This window comes from Methylobacterium sp. WL116, assembly GCF_008039455.1.
Classification (GTDB): Bacteria; Pseudomonadota; Alphaproteobacteria; order Rhizobiales; family Beijerinckiaceae; genus Methylobacterium.
Map to the genome: position 1 here is coordinate 1 of NZ_VRUV01000722.1, position 1,785 is coordinate 1,785.

A 1,785-nucleotide genomic window follows, 5' to 3' on the forward strand; every position below is an offset into this window, starting at 1 on the left:
CAACCTGCCGGTGATGGTCGAGCGGCTGGTGCGCGTCGAAATCGAGCGTTTCGAGCTCCAGCGGCACCGGCTTGGCGGCGGGGCGCGGCGGCGGCGCGGGTTCTTCCATCTCGGCAAGGTCGAGCACGTCGTCGTTCTCGTGCGAGGGGGGGCGAACCGCGGCCGGCTCGGGCGGCTTCACCGCCTGATCGTCGGCGATGATCCGGCGGATCGACGCCAGGATCTCCTCCATGGAGGGCTCGTGCGCCTTCTCCGCCGCCTTGTCCTGGATCTTGGGGCTCGCTGCACTCATCCGGACGGCGCTCGAGAAGGTGGGAGGGACGAAAAAAGGCTGTCGAATGGAGTATTCCACGCCGCGCGCACGCGACAAGCGCAGCCGGAGCACAGTCCTCGGGAAATCACCCGCCGGGCGCCGTTATTCCGCCTGCCCGTATTCCGCTTGCCCGCGCCCGCCGGAACCCTCGGGTCGCGGGCGCGAATCACGCCGCCTCAGCGGCCGTCCGGCGAGCGGACGCCGTACCAGAGATCCTTGACCTGGTCGTAGTGGACCTTGGCGCTGTAGACCGCCACCGGCACCGCGGTGTAGCGCACCGTCAGACGGCCGATCGCCTGGACCACGCCGTAGGAGAAGATCACCCGGTCGCGCTGGGCGGTGATCAGGTTCACGCGGGCGTTGAGCAGTTCCTGCTGCGCGTTGAGCACGTCGAGGGTCGTGCGCTGACCGACGCGGGCTTCCTCGCGGACGCCGTTCAGCGCGACCTCGTTGGCCTGGACCTGGGCCTGGGCGGCGATCACCTGCGCCTAGGCGGCCTCGAGCCGGCCCCAGAAGTCGACCACCTGCGCGCGGACCTGATCGCGGACGAGGTCGGCCTGGATGCGGGTCTGGCCGACGACTTCCTTCTGCTGGCGGATCTGCGCGTATTCCTGGCCGCCCTGGTACAGCGGGATCGTCACCCGCCCGACGATCGACGCCGACAAGAAGTTGTCGCCGGGGAAGGTCTGGTCGTAGCGCTGCTGCACGCTGCCCTGCAGGCCGACGGTCGGATACAGCGCGGCCTCGAGCACCTTGACCTGCGCCTCGGCCGCGTCGACCGCGTGCAGCGCCGAGAGGATCTGCGGATGCTCCTGCAGGCCGATCGCGATCGCCGAATCGAGGTTGGCCGGCACGTAGCGGTCGAGCGGGCGGCCCGGGGCGAGCTGGCGCGGCTCGACGCCGATGTTCTGGCGATAGGTGCCGATGCTGGTGCGCAGGGCCGACTCCGCGACGCTGACCTGCGAGCGGGCGCCGGCGAGGCGCGCCTCGGCCTGGGCGACGTCGGTGCGGGTGACCTCGCCGACGTTGAAGCGGTCGCGGGTCTGGCGGAGCTGCTCCTCCAGCACCTCGACGTTGTTGCGGTTCAGCTCCAGCGTCGCGGTGTTGCTGAGCACGTTCATGTAGGACTGCACGCCGCCGTACAGCACCGACATCTCGGTGGAGCGCAGGCTCTCGCGCTGGCTGTAGACGTTCGACTCGGCGCGGCGGGTGTTGTTGTCGGTCTGGAACCCGTTGAACAATGTCTGGTTGACGGTGAGGCCCGCACCGCCCGGCGTCGTCGTCTGCGCGAGCTGCGCTCCGGAGACGCGGCCTTCGAGGTACTGGGAGCCGATGTCGGCGCTGATGCTGGCGGTCGGGCGATAGCCGGACTTCGCGATCGCGACGCCCTCGTCGGTCGCGCGGACGCCGGCGCGGCTGGAGTTGAGCTGCGGGTTGCCGCCGTAGGCCTTGGCGAGCGCCGATTCCAGCGT

2 pseudogenes are annotated in these 1,785 nt (G+C 70.0%); both read right to left on the bottom strand.

Going from position 1 to position 1,785, the window contains the following annotated elements:
- A pseudogene (locus tag FV223_RS32170) lies at positions 1-292 on the bottom strand (hypothetical protein); the annotation flags it as partial.
- Between the two features lie 197 nt (positions 293-489).
- A pseudogene (locus tag FV223_RS26650) lies at positions 490-1,785 on the bottom strand (TolC family outer membrane protein); the annotation flags it as partial.